The following is a 17897-nucleotide window of genomic DNA, read 5'->3' as shown; positions in this document are numbered from 1 at the left end:
GCGGCTCGTCCATGACTGACGGGCCGCCGCAGGCCGGAGGCGTTTTCAGCCCCGCCCGACAAAGGGCATGTTGGTGGCCATGATGGTCATGAACTGCACGTTGGCTTCCAGCGGCAGGCGCGCCATCGCGGCGACCGCCTGCGCCACGTGCGCGACGTCCATGCGCGGCTCCACCTTGGTGCTGCCGTCCGCCTGCAGAATGCCGGCCGCCATGCGCTCGGTCATCTCGGTCGCCGCGTTGCCGATGTCGATCTGGCCGCAGGCGATGTTGTAGGGACGGCAATCCAGCGAAATCGACTTGGTCAGCCCCGTCACCGCATGCTTGGTGGCGGTATAGGCAATGGAGAACGGCCGGGGCGCATGCGCGGATATCGAGCCGTTGTTGATGATGCGGCCGCCGCGCGGGCTTTGAGCCTTCATCACCCGGATGGCGGCTTGCGCGCACAGGAACATGCCGGTCAGGTTGGTGTCCACCACCTCGCGCCAGACGGAGACGGGCAGCTCTTCGATCGGCATGGCCGGCGCGCCGCGCCCCGCGTTGTTGAACAGCACGTCCAGGCGGCCGTATTCGCGCTGCGTGGTGTCGAACAGATCGCGCACGGCCTGCTCGTCGGATACATCCGTGGGCACCACCAGCGCCCGCACGCCGTCCTCGCCCGCCGCGGTGCGAGTCGCTTCGAGCGGATCGCGGCGGCGGCCGGCCAGCACGACCCGATAGCCTTGCGCCAGGAATTCCAGCGCCACCGCGCGGCCTATGCCGGTGCCGGCGCCAGTGACCAGCGCTACGCGCGGGGGTTCGATCTCGTTCGTCTGCATCGGATTCTCCCTGTTATCGATCCGCGAAATGCTACCCGAATCGCCTGTCCGATGCTGCAAGCGAAGGTACCAGCCGCGACACACTTTTCACGCGCTGCGCGCAAGCAAAAATTTCATCTTCGTATTGATCGGCCGCAAGTATTTATATAATTTCCGGAAATTAGCTTATTACCAAAAATCCAATAAACAATCCGGAGCAGATTCCATGACCCCACGGTCCCTCCCCGGCGCGCTCGCCCTGGGCGCGCTGTTCGCCGCCGCGGCCGGCGCCCAGCCCGCGCCCGACGGCAAGCAGATCAGCGCGCAGGGCGCGAACGGCGCGCCCGCCTGTATGACCTGCCACGGCGCCCGCGGCGAAGGCAATCCCGCCGCCGGTTTCCCGCAATTGGCGGGCATGGGCGGCCGGTACCTGGAGGAACAGTTGAACGCCATGGCCAACGGCTCGCGCGTCAGCCCCCTGATGGCCGCCACGGCCAAGGCGCTGGATCCCGCGCAGCGCCTAGCCGTGGCGCGGTACTACGCCGCGCTCCCCTCGCCGCTGGACACCGACCGGCTGGCCGCGACCGCCATGCATCCGGCCAGGCCGGCGGACGCCGGCGCCTGGCTGGCCACCCGCGGCGCCTGGGACAAGAACGTGCCGGCCTGTAATCAATGCCATGGACCCGGCGGCATCGGCGTGGGCGAAAACTTCCCCGCCCTGGCCGGGCAGCCCGCCGCCTACATCGCGGGCCAGTTGCGCGCCTGGCGCCAGGGCCAGCGCCCGCCCGGCCCGCTGGGCCTGATGCCGGCCGTGGCCACCCGTCTGTCCGAGGACGAAATCGACGCCGTGTCCGCCTACTACGCCGGCCTGCCCAAGACGGCGGAATCCGCCAGCGCCTCCGCAGGAGCCAAGCAATGACCGCCATCCGCCTGCGCCTCCTGTTCGCCGCCGCCGGCCTGGCCGCGTCCGCGTCCCTGCACGCCGCAGAACCGCGCCCCGCCTTCACCCCGCCGTCGGCCGCTTCCCTGCCCGACACCGAGTTCGGCAAAACCGTGCGCGAGGGCGAGCAGATTTTCCTGCACACGCCGCAACTGGCCGGCAAGTTCGTCGGCAACGACCTGAACTGCGCCAGTTGCCACCTCGACGCGGGCCGCCGGCCCGATTCGGCGCCGATGTGGGCGGCCTACGTCCTGTACCCCGCCTACCGCGCCAAGAACGGCCACGTCAACACGCTGGCCGAGCGCCTGCAAGGCTGCTTCCGCTTCAGCATGAACGGCAAGGCGCCGCCGGCGGACGACCCCACGCTGACCGCGTTGCAGACCTATATGTTCTGGCTGGCGAGCAAGGCGCCCACCGGCGTGGCGCTGGAGGGCCAGGGCTACCGCAAGCTGCCGCCGCCCGCCCGCAAGGCCGACTACCTGCGCGGCGGCGAAGTCTACGCGCAGTACTGCGCGGTCTGCCACGGGGCCGAAGGCCAGGGCCAGAAGAACGGCAAGCACTGGGTCTTCCCGGCCCTGTGGGGGCCGGATTCCTTCAACTGGGGCGCGGGCATGCACCAGATCGGCAACGCCGCCGGCTTCATCAAGGCCAACATGCCGCTCGGGCAGGCCGGCATGCTGAGCGACCAGGAAGCCTGGAACGTCGCCTACTTCATGAACGCGCATGAACGTCCGCAGGATCCGCGCTACGCGGAGTCGGTCGCCGCGACCCGCGCCAAGTACCACGACTCCGACGACTCCCTGTACGGCATCGAAGTCAACGGCCACCTGCTGGGCAGCGGCGCGCCCGCGCCGGGCGGCAGGCTGAACGCGGCCGCCTCCGGGGCCGGCGGCTGACGACGCATCGCGCGGCGCGGCGGGGTTTTCCTCCTGCCGGGCCGCGCGATTTGCTATCCTTGCAGTCTCAGCATTACGCCTCAGTCACAATCCATGCACGCCAACCCCGGAAACGTCTTCATGGTCGTCGCGCCCAGCGGCGCCGGCAAGTCCAGCCTGGTCAAGGCCTTGCTGCAGCAAGACCCCTCCATCCTGCTTTCCATTTCCAGCACCACCCGCGCGCCCCGCCCCGGCGAAGAAGACGGCCGCGAATACCGCTTCGTGTCCACCGAGGAATTCCAGCGCCTGCGCGACGGCCAGAACCTGCTGGAATGGGCGGAAGTGCATGGCAATTTCTACGGCACGCCGCGGGACCGCATCGACGAAGCCACGCGCGCCGGGCGCGACGTGCTGCTCGAAATCGACTGGCAGGGCGCGCGCCAGGTCAAGCAGCGTTTCCCGGGCGCGATCGGCGTATTCGTGCTGCCGCCGTCCATCGAAGAACTCGAAAGCCGGCTGAAGGCGCGCGGCCAGGATGAACCGCAAGTCATCGCGCGCCGGCTGATGGCCGCGGGCGGCGAAATCGCCCACGCGCCTGAATGCGAATATGTTATTATTAATCAAGAATTTAGCGTAGCCTTGTCGGAACTGACTCAAATCGTCAGCGCCGCGCGGCTGCGTTTTTCGTCTCAGGCCGCCCGCCACAGCCAGTTGTTCTCGCAACTCGGCATCCCGGCCGAACACTGAGCCGAACGCATTCTCCCTATCCTCCATCAGCACCAGGTGTCCTAATGGCTCGCATTACCGTCGAAGACTGTCTGAATCAAATCCCCAATCGTTTCAAGCTCACGCTGGCCGCAACCTACCGCGCTCGCGAGCTGGCGCAAGGCCATGCCCCGCGCCTGGACAGCAAAGACAAGCCCACGGTCACTGCCCTGCGCGAAATCGCGGGCGGCCTAACCGGCGTGGAAATGCTGCGTAAAGTTCCCACCTGATCATCTCCGGGGGGCGGCAAGCATGGCTTTTCCCGGGCTGAAGTACGCTTCCTCTGGTCTGCTTGCCGCGCTGCGCGCCGGCTCCCGCCTTGGGCGCCGTACGGGCAAGAAAGACAAGAATCCCCCCGCGCCGCCGTCCGTCGCCGCCCAGGAAGCGGCGGACGCGACCGCCTCTCCGGTCGCTTCGCTGGCGCCGCTGACCGAAATCATCGGCAGCTATCTCGACAAGAAAGATGTAGAACGCGTGCGCGAAGCCTACCGCTTCGCGGACCAGGCGCACCTGGGCCAGTTCCGCGCCAGCGGCTCGCCCTACATTTCGCATCCCATCGCCGTCACCGAGATCTGCGCGGGCTGGAAGCTCGACGTGAACGCCTTGTCGGCCGCCCTGCTCCACGACGTGATGGAAGACCAGGGCATCGCCAAGCACGAGCTGGCCGAGAAATTCGGCCCTGAAGTCGCCGAGCTGGTCGACGGCCTGTCCAAGCTGGACCGCCTGGACTTCGCCACCAAGGCCGAACAGCAGGCCGAAAGCTTCCGCAAGATGCTGCTGGCGATGGCCCGCGACGTGCGCGTCATCCTCATCAAGCTGGCCGACCGCCTGCACAACATGCGCACGCTGGACGCGGTCAACCCCGAGAAGCGCCGGCGCATCGCGCGCGAGACGCTGGACATCTACGCGCCCATCGCGCACCGCCTGGGCCTGAACCTGCTGTTCCGCGAACTGCAGGACCTGTGCTTCGCGGCGATGTACCCGAACCGCTACCAGGTGCTGTACAAGGCCGTGCTGGCCGCGCGCGGCAACCGCCGCGAAGTCATCACCAAGATCGCCGATTCGGTGCGGGCCGCGCTGCCCGCCGCCGGCATCGAGGCCGAAGTCACCGGCCGCGAAAAGACGCTGTTCGGCATCTACCGCAAGATGGTCGACCAGAAAAAGTCGTTCTCCGACGTGCTCGACATCTACGGCTTTCGCGTCATCGTGCACACGCTGCCCGAGTGCTACCTGGCGCTGGGCACGCTGCACCAGTTGTACCGGCCGGTGCCCGGCAAGTTCAAGGACTACATCGCCATTCCCAAGGTGAACGGCTACCAGTCCCTGCACACCACCCTGGTCGGGCCCTACGGCACGCCGGTGGAATTCCAGTTCCGCACGCGCGACATGCATCACGTGGCGGAAGAAGGCGTCGCTTCGCACTGGCTCTACAAGGGCGCCGACCTGACGCTCAACGACCTGCAGAAACGCACGCACCAGTGGCTGCAATCGCTGCTGGACATCCAGAGCCAGACCGGCGATTCCGGCGAATTCCTGGAACACGTCAAGGTCGACCTCTTCCCCGACGCGGTCTACGTGTTCACGCCGCGCGGCAAGATCATCTCGCTGCCCCGCGGCGCCACGCCGGTCGACTTCGCCTACGCGATCCACACCGACATCGGCAACCAGGCGGTGGCGGCCAAGGTCAACGGCGAGTTCGTGCCGCTGCGCACCGAACTCAATAGCGGCGACACGGTGGAAATCGTCACGTCTCCCGCCTCGCGGCCCAACGCGCAGTGGCTCAACTATGTGCGCACCGGCCGCGCCCGCTCCGAGATCCGCCACTATCTGCGCACGGTCAAATACGAGGAATCGGTGGCCTTCGGCGAGCGCCTGCTGGGCCAGGCGATGCAGGAACTGCACATGCCGCTGCCCGCCACCGACGACCCGGCCTGGCAGAAGCTGGCGCGCAGCACCGGCGCCAGTTCGCGCGAGGAAATCTTGGCCGACATCGGGCTGGGCAAGCGCCTGGCGGCCGTCGTGGCCCGCCGCTTCGCTCCGGAACACCAACTGGTCGCCACCACGGCCGCGGCCGTGGACGAACTGACCTCGGCGCGCAGCGCCCCCATCCTCATCCAGGGCAACGAAGGCCAGGCCGTGCAATTGGCGCCTTGCTGCGGCCCGCTGCCCGGCGACCCCATCGTCGCGGGCATGCGCATGGGGCACGGGCTGGTGGTGCATACGGCCGACTGCCCCGTCGCCCTGCGCCAGCGCCTGCGCGAACCGGAACGCTGGATCAACGTGGGCTGGGACGCCCACACGGCCAAGCACCTGGCCACCCGCCTGGACATCGTCACGCGCAACGAACGCGGCGTGCTGGGGCGGCTGGCCGCGGAAGTCACCGCGGCGGACGCCAACATCATGCACGTCACCATGCACGACGACGCGGTCTCGACCGTATCCCTGCATCTGACGATCCAGGTGGACAGCCGCAAGCACCTGGCGCAGGTCATCCGCGCCATCCGGCACGTGCCGCAGGTGCAGAAGATCGTGCGGGTGAAGGGGTAGTTTTTTGTTGTGGGGGTGTCAGACACCCGGGAAACGTTGTTGCTACTTGAAGGCCGTCTCGTAGGGGTGTCAGACACCTTGACGGGGTGGCCAGGTGTCTGACACCCCTACGAGACGCCGCTCCAAGCCGAGCATACGCCCACGGGTGTCAGACACCCATCCGACCTCAAGCCACGTGCTGCAAGAAATCCTTCAACCGCTGGCTCGGCGGATTGCTCAGCAGTTCGGCCGGCGGGCCGTCGTGGGCGATCTTGCCGGCGTCGATGAAGATCAACCGGCTTCCCACTTTGCGCGCGAATTCCATTTCGTGCGTCACGACCACCATGGTCATGCCCTCTTCCGCCAGATCGCGCATGACCTTGAGGACTTCGTGGCGCAGTTCGGGGTCCAGCGCCGAAGTGGGCTCGTCGAACAGCATCAGCTTGGGCTTGATCGCCAGCGCGCGAGCGATCGCGACGCGCTGCTGCTGGCCGCCGGAGAGTTCGGCCGGATAGTGGTTCATGCGCTCGGCCAGCCCGACCTTGGCCAACAGGCTCTCGGCCAGCTTGCGCGCTTCGGCGCGGCCCTGGCCGCGCGTGTGCACCGGCCCGAACATGACGTTTTCCAGCGCCGTCATCTGCGGAAACAGGTTGAACTGCTGGAACACCATGCCCGCTTCGCGCCGGATCTCGCGCACTTGCGCCGCCCCGCCCTTCACGCTCAGACCATCGACCAGCAGGTCGCCGTCGTTGATGGTCTCGAGCACGTTGATACAGCGCAGGAAAGTGGACTTGCCGGATCCGGACGGGCCGACCACCACCACGACCTCGCCCGCGTCGATGTTCAGCGAAATGCCGTCGAGCACCGTGGATTCGCCGAAGCGCTTGGTGACGTTGTGGAATTCAACCATGCTCATAGTATGCGCATCCTCTTTTCCACCAGGTGCAGGCCCAGCGCCATCAGGCCCGTCAGGATCAGGTAGACGATGGCCACCGCGGACCAGATCTCGACCGCGCGGAAGTTGCTCGCCATGATTTCCTGGCCCTGGCGGGTCAGTTCGGCCACGCCGATCACGATGAAGAGCGAGGAATCCTTCAGGCTGATGATGCACTGGTTGCCCAGCGGCGGAATCATGCGGCGAAACGCCACCGGCCCGATGATGTGGAAGAGGATTTTATGGAACGGCAGCCCCATGGCCTGCCCGGCTTCCTTCAGGCCCTTGTGCACCGACAGCAGCGAGCCGCGCACGATCTCGGAAATGTACGCGCCCGAATTGATGATGAGCGTGGCGATCGCGGCCCATTCCGCGTCCACCCGGATGTCGGCCAGCAAGGGCAAGGCGAAGTAGATGAACATCACCTGCACGACTATCGGGGTGCCGCGGATGACCGCGACGTAGATCTGCGCGATCGCCGACAGGATGGGATGCCCGTAGGCGCGCGTCACGCCCGACAGCGCCCCCAGCAGGAAACCGCCGAACAAGCCCCAGAAGGTGATCTTGATGGTCATCAGCGTACCCTCGAGCAGATTGGGTAGCGCGTCTCTGATTACAGCCCAGTCGAACTCCACGATGTTCCCCCCTGGTTCCGGCGTTGCGGCCGGCTACGGCCGGCGCCCGCGGAAGGCGGGCGCCCCGAAAGCGATTCGAACCCGGCGGTCAGGGCTTCTTGCCGAACCACTTCTCGTAGATGGCGTCGTACTGGCCGTTGGCCTTCAGCGTGGCGAGCGCCTTGTTCACTTGCGGAACCAGGTCGCTGCCCTTGGGGAAGGCGATGCCGTAGAAGTCGCCGCTCTTGACCGATCCGATGACCTTCACGCGGCCCTTGCCCGCCGTGTTGGCGTAGTACTGGACGTTGGGGGTGTCGTGCACGGCGGCGTCCACGCGGCCCGTGGCCAGTTCGAGATAGGCGTTGTCGATGTTCGGGAACAGCTTGAGCTTGGCTCCCGGCACCTGGGCCTTCAGGAAGTCCACGGTGGCGGTGCCGGTCTTGACGGCGACGGTCTTGCCGGCCAGGGACGCGGCATCCTTGATGTCGGTGTTCTTCTCGCCCACCAGGATGGCCAGGCCGCTTTCGTAGTAGGGGTCGGAGAAGTCGATGACCTTCTTGCGGTCGTCGCGGATCGTGATGCCGGCCAGCGCGGCGTCGATGTTCTTGGTCTGCAGGCCGGGAATGATGCCGGCGAAGTCCATCGGCTGCAGCTTGTACTTCAGGTTGAGTTCCTTGGCGATGGCCGCCCAGAGATCCACGTCGAAGCCCGTATAGGTGTTGCCCTGCTTGAATTCGAACGGAACGAAAGCGGTATCGGTGGCCACCACCAGTTCCTTGCCCTGGGCGTGGGCGCCGGAAACGGCGCCGAACATGGCCACGGACAGGCCGACCAGCGCGGCGGCGACTTTGCGTTTGATCATGAAACTCTCCTCTTGGGGACCGTCGGCACCCCGGGGTTGTTGTAGGGCATGATTCCTGGGCCGCGCCGGGATCTCCGGAGCAACTTACCGGGAATCTTAACGCATCCGTCCCCACCCGGCAGAGCTTAGAAAAATTACAATCCGCAGGACACCCGGAGAATCCCCATGGCCTACAAGTACGTACGCATCGCCGGAAACCGGCGCCAGGTCGGCCTGGCGCTGGGCAAGCTTGCCCGCCCCATCATGTCCGCGTATCTGGAGCAAAGCGGCGCCTGGGAGGCCCTGCGGCCATGGCGCGGCCACCCCTTCCTGGAGGAACTCGCGCAGCAGGCGCGGGCGGCGCTGCCCGCCGTCTGGGAAGAGCTGGAGGGGCTGGCCGAAGGACTGCGCCTGCCGGTCGAGGACGTGCTGCTCTGGCACTGCCGCGGCGACCTGCTGCACAGCACGGCCGACGGCTGCACCTCGGTGGCGCTGAAGACCGCGGACGGCGCGCGCTGGATCGCGCACAACGAAGACGGCGACCCGTATCTGCGCGGGCGCTGCCATCTGGTCGACGTGGCGCTGGACGACGCGCCCGGCTACCTCAGCTTCTACTATCCCGGCTCCCTGCCCGGGCACACCTTCGGCGCGAACCGCGCCGGCCTGGTCCAGACCATCAACAACCTGCGCACGCGGCAACGGCATCCCGGCGTGCCGCGCATGCTGCTGGCGCGCGCGGCGCTGGATTGCGCCACGCTGGACGACGCCCTCGCGCTGCTGCGCGACCTGCCCCACGCGGGCGGCTTCCACCATCTGCTGGGCGCCGCCGGCGATCCCCGGCTCTTCAGCGTCGAGACCGCGCCGGGCGCCATCTCCATCCTCGAAACCGGCACCCGCTACGGGCACGCCAACCACATGGTGCACGCCGAGACCCGCGGGCTGGCGCAGATCGTGACCGATTCGTCGCGGGCGCGGCAAAACCGCATCGAAAGAATCGTGGACGGCTGGTCGGCCGGGACCGGCAGCGCGGACCTGCTCGCCGCGCTGCACGATACCGAAGGCGAACTGCCCATCCTGCGCACCGCGCCGGACGACCCCGACGACGAGAACACCCTGGCCACCGCGGTCTTCGAGATCCGCGACGACGAGGTCACGCTGCGGGTCTACGACCGCAAGGACAAGGCCGACATCGCTCTGGACGTGATGTCCGACCCGGATGAGGCGTAGGATGGGTGGAGCGCGAGAGTTCTTAAGCAAGAACTCCGATGCTCAACGCGCGAAACCCATGCTGCCGTGGGCAGACTGTTTTTTGGCCGATGACCAACACAGTCTATTTCCTGCCGCATGGGTTTCGCGCGTTGAGCATCGGGGTTCTTACCCAGGAACTGCCGCGCTCCACCCATCCTACAGCCCGTACCCGCCGCCTCCCGGTGTTTCGATCACGAACACGTCGCCGGGCCGCAGTTGCGCGCTGTCCTGCGGGCCCAGTTCCTCGACGGTGCCGTCGGCGCGCTCGACCGAATTGCGGCCCATCGCGCCGGGCTGCCCGCCCGCCAGGCCGAACGGCGCATAGCGGCGGTTGTTCGACAGGATGGCGGCGGTCATGTCCTCCAGGAAGCGGATGCGGCGCACGCCGCCCTCGCCGCCGGGATAGCGCCCCGCCCCGCCCGAGCCCTTGCGGATCTCGTAGGATTCCAGGCGCACCGGGAAGCGGAACTCCAGCACTTCCGGATCCGTCAGGCGCGAGTTGGTCATGTGCGCCTGCACCACCGACGTGCCGGCGAAGCCCTCGTCGCGCGGACCCGCGGCGTCGATGCGGACCGGGCCGGCGCCCGTGCCGCCCGAGATGGTCTCGTAGTACTGGTGGCGCGCGTTGCCGAACGTGAAGTTGTTCATCGTGCCCTGGCTGGCGGCCAGCACGCCTAGCGCGCCGTACAGCGCGTTGACGATGCACATCGACGTTTCCACGTTGCCCGCCACCACCGAAGCCGGCGGGTTCGGGCGCAGCATCGAGCCTTCCGGCAGGATGATGGACAGCGGCACGAGGCAGCCGTCGTTCAGCGGGATGTCGTCGTTGACCAGGGTGCGGAACACGTACAGCACCGCCGCCACGGCGATCGCGCCGGGCGCGTTGAAGTTGTTGTCCAACTGCGGCGACGTGCCGGTGAAGTCCACCACGGCGCTGCGCGCCGCGGTGTCCACCCGCACCGCCACGCGGATCACCGCGCCGTTGTCCAGCGGGTATTCGTAGCTGCCGTCCTTCAGCACCGAGATCACGCGGCGCACGGCCTCCTCGGCGTTGTCCTGCACGTGCCCCATGTAGGCGCGCACCACGTCCAGGCCGAAGTGGTCGCACATGCGCAGCAGTTCCTGCACGCCCTTCTCGTTGGCGGCGATCTGCGCGTGCATGTCGGCGATGTTCTGGTCCGGGTTGCGCGCGGGCCAGCGGCCCGAGCCCAGGATGTCGCGCGCGGCCTGTTCGCGAAACTCGCCGTTCTTCACGAGCTGGAAGTTGGTGAAGAGCACGCCTTCGTCTTCCACCGTCTTCGAATCGGGCGGCATGGAACCGGGCGTGGTGCCGCCGATGTCGGCATGGTGGCCGCGCGACCCCACGTAGAACAGGATCTCGCGCCCGCCGCGGTCGAACACCGGCGTAATGACCGTCACGTCGGGCAGGTGCGTGCCGCCGTGGTACGGGTCGTTCACCACGTAGGCGTCGCCCGGCATCATGCGGCCGGCATTGGCGTTCATGACCGTGCGCACCGACTCGCCCATGGAGCCCAGGTGCACCGGCATGTGCGGCGCGTTGGCGATCAGGCGGGCCTGGGCGTCGAAGATCGCGCAGGAGAAGTCCAGGCGCTCCTTGATGTTCACCGAATAGGCCGTGTTCTGCAGGCGGTAGCCCATCTGCTCGGCGATCGACATGAAGAGGTTGTTGAATACCTCCAGCATGACCGGATCGGCCTGGGTGCCGACGGCGCGGCGTTCCGGACGGGCCTCGACGCGGCGGATCACGAAATGGTCCTGCCGCGTCAGCTCGGCCTGCCAGCCGGCCTCGACCACCGTCGTCTGGTTGGGCTCCGAGATGATGGCGGGCCCCGCCACCACGTCGCCGCCCGCCATGTCCTCGCGCACGTACAGCGGCGTGTCGCGCCAGGCGCCGCCGCTGTACATCTGGACCTTGCGGCGGGCGGCAAGCGCGCCCTCGCGCACGCGGGACGCGGCGGCTTCGGCGACGCGTTCGCCGCCGCCGGTGGCCTCGACCGAAATGGTCTCCACCACCAGCTCGCGGTTCGGCATCAGGAAGGAATAGCGCTGGCGGTAGGCCGCCTCGAAATCCTTGCGCGCCTGCTCCAGGTCCGAATAGGCCACTTCCAGCGCCGTGTCGGTGCCGCGGTACTTCAGGTGCAGGCGGCGCTGGACGCCGATATCGCTTTCGGCCACGTGCTGGCGGCGCAATTCGCCGACCGCCTGGCCCGCCAGTTCGTCCAGTTCGCCCTCGAGCGCCCGCATCAGATCCGCGTCGAGGATCTTCTCGACCGTCTTCTGCCGCATGTCGGTCTGGTCGGCCAGGCCCATGCCGTAGGCCGACAGCACGCCGCCCAGCGGATGCGCGAAAACCGTGGTCATGCCCAGCGCATCGGCGACCAGGCAGGCGTGCTGGCCGCCCGCGCCGCCGAACACGGTCAGCGCGTACTCGGTCACGTCATGGCCGCGCTGCACCGAGATGCGCTTGATGGCTTCGGCCATGTTGCCCACGGCGATTTCGAGAAAGCCCTCGGCCAGTTGCTCGGGCGTCATGTCGCGGCCGGTGGAGGCGCGCACTTCGTCGGCCATGGCCTGGAAGCGCTGGACGACCGCGTCGCGGTCCAGCGGTTCGTTGGCGTCCGGGCCGAAGACCTTGGGAAAGAAGTCGGGCTGGATCTTTCCCAGCAGCACGTTGCAGTCCGTCACGGCCAGCGGGCCGCCGCGGCGGTAGCACGCCGGACCGGGGTTCGCGCCCGCGGAATCGGGCCCCACGCGCAGGCGCGCGCCGTCGAAATGCAGGATCGAGCCGCCGCCTGCGGCCACGGTATGGATGCTCATCATCGGCGCGCGCATGCGCACGCCGGCCACCTGGGTTTCGAATTCGCGCTCGAACTCGCCGGCATAGTGCGACACGTCGGTGGAGGTGCCGCCCATGTCGAAGCCGATGACCTTCGGAAAACCCGCGGCCTCGCTGGTGCGCACCATGCCGACGATGCCGCCGGCTGGCCCGGACAGGATCGCGTCCTTGCCGCGGAAGCGGTGCGCGTCCGTCAGGCCGCCGCTCGATTGCATGAACATCAGCCGCACGCCCGGCAGTTCGCCGGCCACCTGGTCCACATAGCGCTTCAGGATGGGCGACAGGTAGGCGTCCACCACCGTGGTATCGCCGCGCGAGACGAACTTGATCAGCGGGCTGACCTCGTGCGAGGCCGACACCTGCGGAAAGCCGATATCGCGGGCGATGCGGGCGGCGCGCGCCTCGTGTTCGGGCGTGTGCCAGGCATGCATGAAGACGATCGCGACGGCGCGGATGCCCGCGTCGTAGGCGGCCTGCATGCCGGCGCGCAGGCCGGCCTCGTCCAGTTCGCGGATCACCTCGCCGTCGGCCGCCACGCGCTCGTCGGCCTCGAACACCGACTCGTACAGCATTTCGGGCAGCATGACATTGCGGTCGAACAGGCGCGGCCGGTTCTGGTACGCGATGCGCAGGCCGTCCCGGAAGCCCCGCGTGGTCACCAGCAAGGTGCGCTCGCCCTTGCGTTCGAGCAGCGCGTTGGTGGCCACCGTGGTGCCCATTTTCACGCATTCGACCTGATCGGCCGGCACCGGCTGCCCGGGCGCGATGCCCAGCAGCTTGCGGATGCCGGCGACCGCCGCGTCGCGGTACTGCTCGGGGTTTTCCGACAGCATCTTCGCGGTGGTGGTGGTGCCGTCGGGCTGGCGCGCCACGATGTCGGTAAAGGTGCCCCCACGATCAATCCAGAATTGCCACTTCATAGGTGTCCTCGAGTACAAGAGGCCGCCGCGGCGCGCAGGGCCGCGGGCGGGTTGCTGATGACGGGGCATGCCCCGGATGTTGATGAATGCAGCTCAGAGAGAGGTGGCCGCCCGCGCCGCCTGGTCGTACAGGCCCGACAGCGCGCGCAGCGTATGCGCCAATTGGCGGCTGAATTCCAGCCCGCCCCCGCCCGGCGCGTCCAGGCCGGAGGTCAGGCATTGCTCGCGGATTTCGGCATAGCGCTTGAGGACGGCCGCGCCCTCGTCCGTCACGCTGTAGAACACTTCCTTGCTGCTGCGTTCGCCCTTGACCACGCCGATGCGCTCCAGTTTCTTGAGCGCATAGTTGACGATGTGGGTGTCTTCGACGTTCAGCGTGAAGCAGATGTCCGCCAGCTTCTTGGGACGCTGGCGGTGGTAGACGTGATGGAACACCATCACGTCGGTGGGCGTCAGGTCGGGCAGGCCCGCCGCCGCCATGCAGCGCACGGTCCAGCGGTCGAAGGCGTGGCTGGCGATCATCAGCCCGAACTCCACCTCGGACAGGTCGGGCGCGCTGCCGCCGGCGAGGTGGGCCGAGGATGCGATCAAAGCGGAGGTCATAGGAGGCGCAAACCGAGTTTATCTGCGTGAAATACTAATAATTTATCTATATTTCATCAATAAAAAATTAGCACGAGGCAGCAGAATTCCCCTCTTTCGAGGGAATACCCCTAGGACCAGGAAGGCGGTCTTACGGCGCGGACCAGCCCATGGGCAGGTTGGCGCGGATGAGCGACCCCGCGATCGAGATGCGCGCGGCGATCTCGGGCATGGGGTCGCCCGGGCCGAACCAGCGCGCGTCGGCGATCTCGTCCTCCTGGACGCGGATGTCGCCGGACACGTAGTCCGCCGTGAACGCCACCATCAGCGAATGGGGGAACGGCCAGGACTGGCTGCCGAAATACTGGAGATTGCCGACCTTCAGGCCGACCTCTTCGTAGACTTCGCGGTGAATAGTTTGCTCGATGCTTTCGCCCGGTTCGACGAAGCCGGCCAGCGCCGTGTAGCGCGCCGTGGCCGTGGTGGTGTGCCGCGCCAGCAGGATGCTGTCGCCCTTGCGGATCAGCACCATCATGGCCGGCGAAATGCGCGGATACGCCGAGAAGCCACAGGACGGGCAGCGCAGGCAGAATTCCGTGGGCACGCGCTGCGCCGGCGTTCCGCAGACGCCGCAGAACCGGTGCGTGCGCGCCCATTCCGCGATCTGGTAGGCGCGGCCGGCCAGCGCCATGCGTTCGTCGTCCAGCACGCCGAACAGCGAGCGCAGTTTCCGGAACGCATAGCCCTGGGGCGCGTCGACGCCGGGCTCGACGTGCACGGTGCGGTGGGGAGATTCGGGCAGCGCCCATATCGGCTGCAGGATCTCGGCCCGCAGGCCGATCCGTTCGCATAGCGCCATGTCCGGCAGGACGCTGGACGCCTCTTCGATCAACAACTCGTCACGACGGAAAACGAAATTCACGCAAGCCTCGGCACATGCACTCGATAGCGCAATCTTAGAAGAAAAACGGCCGCTCCGGCAGGCGCGAACCGGCCTTGCGCAAAGATTGAACCCTCAAGCATCGTCCGCGTCCTCACCCCTAGGAATAACCCGTAAAAACGCGATTTCCCGCGCCCCGCTGCCGCGCGGCAACTTAGAATGGCACGGCTTTTCAGCTACGCGTCATCGACGCGGCGCGCTCTTTCGCAATGCCTAACGGGCACAACCCGGCGTTACCATTCGCAAAGAAGGACCATCCCATGCACAAGAAAATCTCCCTGTTGGCTGGCAGCATCGTCCTGGCGTTCAGCGCGGGCGCCCAGGCCCAGACCAAGTGGGACCTGCCCACCGCCTACCCGGCCAGCAACTTCCACGTCGAGAACCTGACTTCCTTCGTCAAGGACGTGGACACCCTGTCCGAAGGCAAGCTGAAGATCACGCTGCACAACAACGCGTCGCTGTACAAGGCGCCCGAGATCAAGCGCGCGGTGCAAGGCAACCAGGCCCAGATCGGCGAAATCCTGCTGACCAACTTCGCCAACGAAGACCCGATCTACGAACTGGACGGGCTGCCCTTCCTGGCCACCGGCTATGACGCTTCGTTCAAGCTGTATCAGGCGCAGAAGCCGTTCCTGGAAAAGAAGCTGAACGCGCACGGCATGACCCTGCTGTATGCCGTGGCCTGGCCGCCCCAGGGAATTTTCGCCAACAAGGACATCAAGCAGATCTCGGACATGAAGGGCCTGAAGTGGCGCGCCTACAGCCCGGTGACGGCGAAGATCGCCGAACTGGTCGGCGCGCAGCCGGTCACGGTGCAGCAGGCCGAACTGGCGCAGGCCATGGCCACGGGCGTGATCGACTCCTATATGTCCTCGGCGTCCACGGGCTACGACACCAAGACCTACGAGTACATCAAGAAGTTCTACGACACGCAGGCCTGGCTGCCCAAGAACGCCATCATCGTGAACAAGAAGGCGTTCGACGCATTGGACCCCGCCTCGCAGGCCGCCCTGAAGAAGGCCGGCGCGCAGGCCGAGGAACGCGGCTGGAAGCTGTCGCAGGAAAAGAACAAGTGGTACCAGGAAGAACTGGCCAAGAACGGCATGGAAACGGTCAAGCCCACCGTCGAACTGCAGGAAGGCCTGTCGGTGATCGGCAAGCGCATGCTGGACGACTGGCTCAAGAAGGCCGGCGCGGACGGCCAGGCGATGATCGACACCTACAAGAAGCAGTGATCTCCCCATGCGCCGCTTCCTAGATGGTCTTTATGGCGCGGCCGGCCTGCTGGCCGGCCTGTGCACGATCGGCGTGCTGGTGTCGGTGCTGGCCGCGATCATCGCGCGCCAGCTTGGCTTGAACATCCCCGGCACGGATGCCTATGCCGGGTACTTCATGGCCGCCGCCGGCTTTCTGGCCCTGTCCAGCACCTTCAAGCACGGCGAGCACATCCGCGTGACGCTGCTGCTCAATTCGCTGCGGCCCGCCGCGGGCCGCAGGCTGGACATCTTCGCCCTGTCGGTCGGCTGCCTGCTGGCCGCCGCCTTCGCGTTCTTCAGCATCAAGCTGACCTACGACTCCTGGCAGTTCAACGACATCTCCACGTCCAACGACGCCACGCCGCTGTGGATTCCGCAGATCGGCATGGCCGTCGGCACGGTGCTGTTCCTGGTCGCCCTGATCGACGAACTGATCCGACGCTCACGCGGCCTGGCCGCCGCCACTTCGCAGCAAACCCATGAATGAACTTCTCGTCATTACCCTATTGGTCGTCTCGATCTTCGTCCTGCTGGGCTGCGGGGTCTGGGTCGGCCTGACCCTGGCGGGAACGGCGTGGATCGGCATGGAGATTTTCTCCAGCCGCCCCGCGGGCGACGCCATGGCCGTCACCATCTGGGGCGCGTCCTCGAGCTGGACGCTGACCGCCCTGCCGCTGTTCCTGTGGATGGGCGAAATCCTGTTCCGCACGCGCCTGTCCGAGGACCTGTTCAAGGGGCTCGCCCCCTGGCTCAACCGCCTGCCCGGCCGCCTGCTGCACACCAACGTCATCGGCTGCGCGATCTTCGCGGCGGTCTCGGGCTCTTCCGCGGCGACCTGCGCCACGGTGGGCAAGATGACCATCCCCGAACTGACGCGCCGCGGCTATCCCGAAGAGAAGATCCTCGGCACGCTGTCGGGCGCCGGCACGCTGGGCCTGCTGATCCCGCCCTCGATCATCATGATCGTGTACGGGGTGGCGGCGGACGTCTCCATCGCCAAGCTGTTCATCGCCGGCATCGTGCCCGGGATCGTGCTGGCCCTGCTGTTCATGGGCTACATCGCCTGGTGGGCGATCCGCAATCCGGGCCAGGTGCCGCCGGCGGACCCCGGCCTGACCTTGATGCAGAAGCTGTCGCGCTCTCGGCACCTGATCCCGGTGATGCTGCTGATCGGCGCGGTGCTGGGCTCCATCTATACCGGCATCGCCACCGCGACGGAAGCCGCGGCGGTCGGCGTGGTGGGCGCGCTGATCCTCTCGGCGCTGCAAGGCTCGCTCAACCGTTCCACCTTCATGCAATCGCTGCTGGGCGCCACCCGGCTGTACTGCATGATCGCGCTGATCCTGGCGGGCGCGCAGTTCCTGACGCTGGCGATGGGCTACATCGGCCTGCCGCGCGCGCTGGCGGAATGGATCGGCGGCATGGGACTGTCCCAGTTCTGGCTGATCATGGCGCTGATGGTGTTCTTCATCATCCTGGGCTGCTTCCTGGACGGCATCTCCATCGTGGTGCTGACCATGGGCGTGCTGCTGCCGACGGTGCAGGCCGCGGGCATCGACCTCATCTGGTTCGGCATTTTCATCGTGTTCGTCGTGGAAATGGCGCAGATCACGCCGCCGGTCGGCTTCAACCTGTTCGTGCTGTCCGGCATGAGCGGCAGGGAACTGCCCTACATCGCGCGCGCCTCGCTGCCGATGTTCTTCCTGATGATCCTGGCCGTGCTGCTGCTCTATGCCGTGCCCGGCATCGCGACGTGGCTGCCGCTGCACATGACGCTGTAGCCCCGCCGCGGCGCCGCTGCACG

Annotated in this window: 16 protein-coding genes; 9 read left to right on the top strand and 7 right to left on the bottom strand. The window is 66.9% G+C overall.

Annotated elements, in window-relative coordinates:
• Window positions 1-45: 45 nt before the first annotated feature.
• Window positions 46-816 carry an SDR family oxidoreductase gene (locus AVE30378_RS10510; RefSeq protein WP_129240795.1) on the bottom strand — a complete coding sequence of 257 codons (771 nt, stop codon included), beginning with the start codon at window positions 814-816 and terminating at the stop codon, window positions 46-48.
• A gap of 205 nt (window positions 817-1021) precedes the next feature.
• On the opposite strand from AVE30378_RS10510, the gene AVE30378_RS10505 reads away from it, so the two are divergent.
• From AVE30378_RS10505 to AVE30378_RS10485, 5 genes are all read left to right on the top strand, one after another.
• Window positions 1022-1714 carry a c-type cytochrome gene (locus AVE30378_RS10505; protein WP_129240794.1) on the top strand — a complete coding sequence of 231 codons (693 nt, stop codon included), beginning with the start codon at window positions 1022-1024 and terminating at the stop codon, window positions 1712-1714.
• Window positions 1711-2631 carry a c-type cytochrome gene (locus AVE30378_RS10500; protein WP_129240793.1) on the top strand — a complete coding sequence of 307 codons (921 nt, stop codon included), beginning with the start codon at window positions 1711-1713 and terminating at the stop codon, window positions 2629-2631. The genes AVE30378_RS10505 and AVE30378_RS10500 overlap by 4 nt, the downstream gene beginning before the upstream one ends.
• 93 nt (window positions 2632-2724) lie before the next feature.
• Entirely contained in the window at window positions 2725-3357 is a 633-nt protein-coding gene (gene gmk, locus AVE30378_RS10495; protein WP_129240792.1) for a guanylate kinase, read from the top strand.
• A gap of 44 nt (window positions 3358-3401) precedes the next feature.
• Window positions 3402-3605 (top strand): DNA-directed RNA polymerase subunit omega, encoded by a 204-nt coding sequence (gene rpoZ, locus AVE30378_RS10490; RefSeq protein ID WP_006219679.1) that lies wholly within the window; start codon window positions 3402-3404, stop codon window positions 3603-3605.
• A gap of 22 nt (window positions 3606-3627) precedes the next feature.
• A complete protein-coding gene (locus tag AVE30378_RS10485; protein WP_129240791.1) occupies window positions 3628-5922 on the top strand; it encodes a RelA/SpoT family protein in 2295 nt (764 codons plus the stop codon).
• Between the two features lie 166 nt (window positions 5923-6088).
• On the opposite strand, the gene glnQ is transcribed toward AVE30378_RS10485, so the two are convergent.
• The 3 genes from glnQ to glnH form a co-directional block, all read right to left on the bottom strand.
• On the bottom strand, window positions 6089-6817 hold the full coding sequence (gene glnQ, locus AVE30378_RS10480) for a glutamine ABC transporter ATP-binding protein GlnQ (protein WP_129240790.1): 729 nt from the start codon (window positions 6815-6817) through the stop codon (window positions 6089-6091).
• On the bottom strand, window positions 6814-7470 hold the full coding sequence (glnP, locus tag AVE30378_RS10475) for a glutamine ABC transporter permease GlnP (RefSeq protein WP_129240789.1): 657 nt from the start codon (window positions 7468-7470) through the stop codon (window positions 6814-6816). The genes glnQ and glnP overlap by 4 nt, the downstream gene beginning before the upstream one ends.
• A gap of 88 nt (window positions 7471-7558) precedes the next feature.
• Window positions 7559-8311 carry a glutamine ABC transporter substrate-binding protein GlnH gene (gene glnH, locus AVE30378_RS10470; RefSeq protein ID WP_129240788.1) on the bottom strand — a complete coding sequence of 251 codons (753 nt, stop codon included), beginning with the start codon at window positions 8309-8311 and terminating at the stop codon, window positions 7559-7561.
• A gap of 165 nt (window positions 8312-8476) precedes the next feature.
• On the opposite strand from glnH, the gene AVE30378_RS10465 reads away from it, so the two are divergent.
• Window positions 8477-9517, top strand: a complete 1041-nt coding sequence (locus AVE30378_RS10465; RefSeq protein ID WP_129240787.1) for a C45 family autoproteolytic acyltransferase/hydrolase — start codon at window positions 8477-8479, stop codon at window positions 9515-9517.
• A gap of 177 nt (window positions 9518-9694) precedes the next feature.
• Here the strand turns inward: AVE30378_RS10465 and AVE30378_RS10460 are convergent, their stop codons facing one another.
• From AVE30378_RS10460 to nudC, 3 genes are all read right to left on the bottom strand, one after another.
• The gene (locus AVE30378_RS10460; RefSeq protein WP_129240786.1) at window positions 9695-13315 is read right to left on the bottom strand and encodes a hydantoinase B/oxoprolinase family protein; all 3621 of its coding nucleotides are present in this window, start codon (window positions 13313-13315) and stop codon (window positions 9695-9697) included.
• Between the two features lie 93 nt (window positions 13316-13408).
• Complete coding sequence (locus AVE30378_RS10455; RefSeq protein WP_129240785.1) at window positions 13409-13918, bottom strand: winged helix DNA-binding protein; 510 nt, start codon at window positions 13916-13918, stop codon at window positions 13409-13411.
• A gap of 130 nt (window positions 13919-14048) precedes the next feature.
• Window positions 14049-14819 carry an NAD(+) diphosphatase gene (gene nudC / locus AVE30378_RS10450; RefSeq protein WP_129240784.1) on the bottom strand — a complete coding sequence of 257 codons (771 nt, stop codon included), beginning with the start codon at window positions 14817-14819 and terminating at the stop codon, window positions 14049-14051.
• A gap of 278 nt (window positions 14820-15097) precedes the next feature.
• On the opposite strand from nudC, the gene AVE30378_RS10445 reads away from it, so the two are divergent.
• From AVE30378_RS10445 to AVE30378_RS10435, 3 genes are read left to right on the top strand one after another with little or no spacing between them, the layout of a single operon-like run.
• Entirely contained in the window at window positions 15098-16072 is a 975-nt protein-coding gene (locus AVE30378_RS10445) for a TRAP transporter substrate-binding protein (RefSeq protein WP_129240783.1), read from the top strand.
• A 7-nt stretch (window positions 16073-16079) separates the two neighbouring features.
• Entirely contained in the window at window positions 16080-16580 is a 501-nt protein-coding gene (locus AVE30378_RS10440; protein WP_129240782.1) for a TRAP transporter small permease, read from the top strand.
• On the top strand, window positions 16573-17874 hold the full coding sequence (locus AVE30378_RS10435) for a TRAP transporter large permease (RefSeq protein WP_129240781.1): 1302 nt from the start codon (window positions 16573-16575) through the stop codon (window positions 17872-17874). The genes AVE30378_RS10440 and AVE30378_RS10435 overlap by 8 nt, the downstream gene beginning before the upstream one ends.
• Window positions 17875-17897 lie beyond the last annotated feature (23 nt).

Source organism: Achromobacter veterisilvae (assembly GCF_900496975.1).
GTDB classification, from domain to species: Bacteria; Pseudomonadota; Gammaproteobacteria; order Burkholderiales; family Burkholderiaceae_B; genus Achromobacter; species Achromobacter veterisilvae.
Note: the sequence above shows the minus strand (reverse complement) of the source record. Positions and strands in the feature narration are given on the sequence as shown.